Annotated in this window: 4 protein-coding genes; 2 read left to right on the forward strand and 2 right to left on the reverse strand. The window is 55.3% G+C overall.

The window, feature by feature from the left end; all coding sequences use genetic code 11:
- The first annotated feature begins 18 nt into the window (after window positions 1-18).
- Together NQH49_RS22900 and NQH49_RS22905 are read left to right on the forward strand one after the other, a co-directional pair.
- On the forward strand, window positions 19-2757 hold the full coding sequence (locus tag NQH49_RS22900; protein WP_256699030.1) for a TcfC E-set like domain-containing protein: 2739 nt from the start codon (window positions 19-21) through the stop codon (window positions 2755-2757).
- Window positions 2758-2766: 9 nt separating this feature from the next.
- Window positions 2767-3933: a CblD like pilus biogenesis initiator family protein gene (locus NQH49_RS22905; RefSeq protein ID WP_256699031.1), complete on the forward strand. Its 1167-nt coding sequence runs from the start codon at window positions 2767-2769 to the stop codon at window positions 3931-3933.
- Window positions 3934-4024: 91 nt separating this feature from the next.
- Here the strand turns inward: NQH49_RS22905 and NQH49_RS22910 are convergent, their stop codons facing one another.
- Together NQH49_RS22910 and fusA are read right to left on the reverse strand one after the other, a co-directional pair.
- Window positions 4025-4618: a LuxR C-terminal-related transcriptional regulator gene (locus tag NQH49_RS22910; RefSeq protein ID WP_256699032.1), complete on the reverse strand. Its 594-nt coding sequence runs from the start codon at window positions 4616-4618 to the stop codon at window positions 4025-4027.
- Window positions 4619-4786: 168 nt separating this feature from the next.
- Window positions 4787-6272 (reverse strand): elongation factor G (gene fusA, locus NQH49_RS22915; RefSeq protein ID WP_256699422.1); only part of this gene is annotated, 1486 nt, incomplete at its 5' end.

Raw genomic sequence — 6272 nt, forward strand, 5'->3', positions numbered from 1 at the left:
TTTCAGCAGGATGCTGTAATGAAGGTCAATATTCGCGTCGTTTTAATCGCCTCTTTCATTACCCTGATCCCCTCTCTTGCACCCCGGGCGGCCACGCAGGTTCCGCCTGGTTTCGAATCGCTGGTCACCGGCCAGACGCTGTGGGTCAACCTTTCTGTTTACGGGCAATCGCTCGGCTTGTTTGAAGCTTCTGTTTCGCTGGATAGCGTCAGGTTCTTGAAACCGCATCAGGTTGCGCGGGCGGTGATGCAGCATTATCAAAAGGATCCGCAGCAGGAAAAGCGCTTAGACCATCTCATCAGTGAACCTTTGGCACGCAACGGTAATAAGGCATGCAGCAGCAACGGCGGCGCAGCGGGCTGTGACTATCTGGAGACCGATTCCCTCGCGCTGATCTATGACGAAAATAATGCCAGAGTGGCGCTGTTTCTCGGCCCGGAATTTGTGCCGCTTGCGGCTGACAATTCATCGCCCTATTACCAGCAGACCGCCGAAACGGAAGCGGCGTTTATTCATCAGCAGAATATTAACTTCGTCACCAACCGCGATGACCAGACGTTATCGCTGCAGGGGGCGGGCGCGCTAGGATTTACTGAAAACAGCTATGCCGGTATCGACTGGGACTATCTGGCGCAAAAATACCGGCAGCAAAGTCATCAGGAAGTGCGTTTTAACAACGTGTTTCTGCGCCGCGATCTCGGCAAACGCTATTATGTGCAGGCCGGACGCATGGATTCGCGCGATATCTTCAGCAACGCCGGCGGCAACATTACCTTAAGCCAACTGCCGCTCAGCACCATCGAAGGTGCGCGCGTCGGTTCGACGCTCGCCTGGATGAACCGCGCACAGGCGGCGCAAGGCACGCCGGTCACTGTCTTTATTACGCGCCCGTCGCGTATTGATGCTTATCGCGGGCAGCAACTGCTTGGCACCTTTTACCTGAATGCCGGCACGCAAAATCTTGATACCAGCGCCTTTCCCAATGGTAGCTACAGCGTGACGCTACGTATCTATGAAGATAATCAGTTGTCGCGTACCCAACAGGTTCCTTTTAGCCGCACCGGTAATGCCACCAGCCAGAACATTGAATGGTTTGTGCAAGGCGGCTCCATTCCCGATCGCGAGATGCAGGGCAACGGCGCTGCGTCGCCATCGGGTGCCGATCGCCGTGTGATGCAGGCGGGCATCAAAGTGCCTGTGATGCAAGACGCTGCGCTGACCGGCGGTGTCGCCGTGACCAACCGCAACCGCTTTATTGAAAGCGCACTCGACTGGAGCCACGGATTTGATAATCCGCTGCTCGACGGCATCCTCACCACCCGCTTTAGCTACCTGAAAGGCAGCGAAGGTTCGCGCGGCAATATCCAGCAGGTCGCTTATAACGACGGATTCTCCCTCAGTTTCTACCGCAGCGCCCTGTATGCGCAGGATTGCTACAGCAACAACGGTGGGCAATACGGTTTTAGCGGGTGCTACCAGAGCAGCAGCCTAATGTTCAGCGTGCCGGTGAAAAGCTGGTATCTGAATGCCGGTTACAGTGCCAGCAAGAACGAGGGCCGCAATGTGCTTCCGGTGCAGTGGGATGATAACGGCGTCGTGCCGCAGTGGGCGCGCCGCAACATCTACAGTAAAACGCAGACCACCACCTGGCAGGCTGGCCTGGGGCGCGGCTTCAGCGTCAACGGACTCAATATTAATACCAGCGCCAACCTCTTTACCCGCACCAGCAGCAGCGGAACTCAGCGCGATAACGGTGGCTTCCTCTCCGTCTCACTCTCGCGCGTCAGCACGCCAACCATTGATTCACGTTCGAGCTACAGTTCGCTCGGCATGACCTACCAAACCGATCGCCACAACAAGGATCAGGTTGGCTATAACGTGGCGCAAAACTGGTATTTCGATGCGCAGAATCAGCAGGAGATCGGCGTGAACCTCAACGGTAATCAGGAAAATACTCTGAATGCTTCCGTTTACGGCAAAACTGCGGGCGAATACGGCAGCGGCAGCCTGGCATTCAGCTCTGCGTCGTCCGGTTCATCCACTCAGCGCTTCAGCAGCAGCGGCAGCTACAACTCCTCATTGGCGGTAGCGCGTTCCGGCCTCTATTGGGGCAAATGGGGCAACGGCCTGCCCGGTGCGGCGGTCGGTCTGCATGTGGCGAGCAGCGATGACAGTCGCGATACCCGGGTAGATGTCTCGGTTGATGGCGCAGGCAGCGCCAGCCTGCATGGCACCGGCCGCACACTTTTCAGCGTTCCGGCTTACACCCAGAGCGCGATCAGCATCAATGATTCTATCGAATCCAAAGACGGGATGCGCAGCGAAATTACTCAAGGTGCCGGACGACGCACGCTGTTCATCGCGCCGGGTCGCATGCTGGTCAGCAAGGTGAACATTGTTTCGCGCTACACCTGGCTCGGCAGGCTGATGATCAATCCACAGCGTCCACTGGAAGGCGCCACGCCGCTGAATGTCGCCAGCTGGTCCGGTTTAGGCCAGGGCGGATTCAGCGCTGAGACCGATCACCGCATAAAAAATCTTTACATGGTGCGCGGCATGCAGATGTACCGCTGTGAAATTAAGGTGAAAAGCATCCATGACGTGGTGCGTTACGTCGGCGACAGCGACTGCAAACCTATCGAACTGGCTTCATTGCCGCAGGATGTGCAGCAACGAGCAAAAATGCTGATTGTCACCCGCCAGGCAGATGAGGTTCCGCTGGCACGTACTGCGCCTTCTGCGTCGCAACAACAATAGGAAGTTTGGATGAAAAGTAAATTGCTTAGCGCGCTGACGCTATTAGGGATGTTGGCGGCCATGCAGGTGCAGGCCGCCATGCTGACGCCTTCTGGGCGCAATACCAGCGTTGCCGTAACATTTGACCGTATGTCAGTGCCGGCGCAATTGCCGATCTGGACCAATGAAAATGGCGGTTACGATACCAATGACGCGCCAAAATGGGGCCGCAACACGCTGGTTTGCCAGTCGCGCACCAGCAATCAATATGGTGCCTGCCTGACATTACCTGTTTGGCTGGAAGCGTCTCCGTCACCCTATCCCGTGCCGCTGTTGTTCACCGAAAGTAGCACCAAACAGACGTTGGTACTGAATGTCTATCTCACCAAAAGGCGATCGCTGAATAATGTGGTGGTGGCGACCAATCTGGTGCCGATGAATGCCTTTGGCGGTGCCGTCACGCCGCGTGGCGATGGCACAGATTATTCGGCCTATCTTCCCTCCTCCGAGCTGAGTAAATTCCCGTCGGCGGGCACCTGGAGCGCGACGTTGAAAATGTCGCTGATGCAGTGGCCAGTCACATCCTGCACCGGAAATTCGCAGAACGTGAATGTGGGATGTACCAATGTGACGAAAATGGGTGACTGGATCGCCAACATGACCTTCAAGGTGACCGACTACGGTAATCAGCAAATCTATCTGCCGGAGTTTGGCAATGCGGCCGCCAGCGTTGACCTTGGTTTAAAAACCTTCCCCGGCGCGCGCGCCACCACCACCGTCAGCGGCAGTCGTTCGCTGGATATGTGCCTGTACGACGGCAATAATTCTGACAGCAACCGGGTTAGCCTGTTGTTTCAGGACGAAGGTGCAGCCGCGCCCGGCCGGGGAACGGGGTTGTTTTCGCTATATCGCACAGGCGCGGATAAAACTCTGGCGCAAAATCGCCTCGATTATGCGATTGAAGTAATCAACCCGCTGACCAAAGCGCGTCAGGTGGTTGAGAACGGCAGTGAGATTATCTGGAGTGGCACCAACAGAGGTGTGTTGCGGCGGGTGGTGTTGCCGGGCCAGAGTAATTCGGTGCTGTGCGTTCCCGCGCCGATGCAGCTTATTACGCCAGCCTTCATCCTGTCGTCAAAAACAGCGGGCCGTTATCAGGGCACGCTGAGGATTATTTATACCCCGACGACGCAATAATGGCGCGGGCGGTGATGACATTATCCGATGTTTTGTAGTATGGGCATGTATGGGAATAAGGTCGCCATGAATGGCGACCCTACGGGGTGATTTAAAAATTATTGGTGAAACGCTGATAGAGATGCAGGCTGTTTTTCAGATTAAGTTTTTTAACGATTTTATTCTGATGGCTATAGAGCGTTTTTTTATTTATACCGGTTATCTTCGCCACGCCTTCAATCGATTCGTACGTGAATAAACAACGCAGGAAGTTAAATTCTTTACGGGTTAAATGATCATTGATGGCGGGAGCAGCCAGCAGCTGGCCGTTTTTATGCTGGCACAGCATCATCGCCAGCTGGGTACTGATGGTGCCGATTGGAGATCTTTTATCGATAAAACAATCGGCTGTGATGGCATGAGTGCTGTAATTAATTTTGTTTTTTACTGAATCTGAAAAGAAAATCAGCGTCGCATTTAAGGTGATTTTCATTCTGGTCAGATAATCTATCTGAGCCAGCGCCGTGCGGAAGTTTTCTGGCAGATCAAAAATAATGATTGGTGAAAGAGTGGCGGTTTTTTCCCTGTCACGCATCAGCGTCTTCATTTCTCGAAGCGTATTACAGCAAGTGATACTTGAATGTTCCAGCAGCGCAATTAAGCCCTGCTGGTGATAGCAAGACTGATCCAGATAAATGACATCCATGATTAATTTCCGATAAATATCCCTGATTCTGCGAATACTATCGGCTTCCTGGCGGAAATTAACTGTCCATTTTTGGTGCTAAATAATTCACGCTATCGACCGGTCGATTTATAAGTAGGCCGGGCACAAAGTGTTACCCCTGTGCCCGGTCTGATTTCACACTAAAGCTTAGGCGCGTGCGGCGATGATGCTTTCAGCCACGTTGCGTGGAGCTTCCGCGTAATGTGCAAACTCCATGCTGTAGGTGGCGCGGCCTTGCGACATCGATCGCAGCGTGGTGGCGTAGCCAAACATCTCGGACAGCGGCACTTCGGCGCGAATAATGCGCGCACCAAAGCGTTCATCCATGCCTTGCAGCGTACCGCGCCGCGCCGACAAATCGCCCATCACGCCACCGGCATACTCTTCCGGCGTTTCCACTTCCACCTGCATCAGCGGTTCGAGGATCACCGGATCGGCCCGTTTCGCGGCGGCTTTAAAGCCAAAGATCGCCGCCATACGGAATGCCATTTCCGATGAATCAACATCGTGGTACGAACCAAACGTCAGCGTGGCTTTGATATCCACCACCGGATAACCGGCCAGCACGCCGCTGTTCAGCGCTTCACGAATCCCCTTCTCCACCGAAGGAATGAACTCGCGCGGTACCACGCCGCCTTTGGTGGCGTCTTCAAAGGCAAATCCGCCACCCGCCTGCTGCGGTTCCAGCGTCAGCACCACATGACCGTACTGACCTTTACCGCCCGACTGGCGCACAAACTTGCCTTCCACTTCGCGCACCGTTTTGCGGATAGTTTCGCGATAGGTAACCTGCGGCCGACCGATGTTGGCTTCCACGCCAAACTCGCGCTTCATGCGATCCACGATAATCTCCAAATGTAGCTCGCCCATGCCGGAAATGATCGTCTGGCCCGATTCCTCATCGGTGTGCAGACGGAATGACGGATCTTCGGCCGCCAGCCGCTGCAGCGCCAGGCCCATTTTCTCCTGATCGCTCTTGGTTTTCGGCTCAATCGACAGCGAAATTACCGGATCGGGAAACTCCATGCGCTCCAGCGTGATCACCGCATTAGGATCACAAAGCGTTTCGCCGGTGGTGACCTCTTTCAAACCCACGCAGGCGGCGATATCACCGGCACGAATCTCTTCGATCTCGATACGGTCATTGGCCTGCATCTGTACGATGCGACCGATGCGCTCCTTGCGCCCTTTCACCGCATTCCACACGCTATCGCCTTTGCGCAGCACGCCGGAATAGACGCGCACGAAAGTCAGCTGTCCGACGTAGGGATCGCTCATCAGTTTGAACGCCAGCGCCGAGAACGGCTCGCTGTCATCCGCATGACGTTCGTCGTGTTCGCCCTGCTCATTGACGCCGCTCACCGCCGGTACGTCGAGCGGCGAAGGCATCAGTTCAATCACCGCGTCGAGCATGCGCTGCACGCCTTTGTTTTTGAACGCGCTGCCGCACAGCATCGGCTGGATTTCACCGAGCAACGTGCGCTGACGCAATCCGGCAATCACCTCGTCTTCACTGAGATCGCCCTGCTCCAGATAGCGATCCATCAGCGCTTCGCTGGCTTCGGCCGCTGCTGCCACCATGTTCTCGCGCCACTCGGCGGCAAGTGCCTGTAGCTCAGCAGGAATTGGCGCA

Origin of the sequence: Pantoea trifolii, from assembly GCF_024506435.1 — a bacterium.
GTDB lineage: Bacteria > Pseudomonadota > Gammaproteobacteria > Enterobacterales > Enterobacteriaceae > Pantoea > Pantoea trifolii.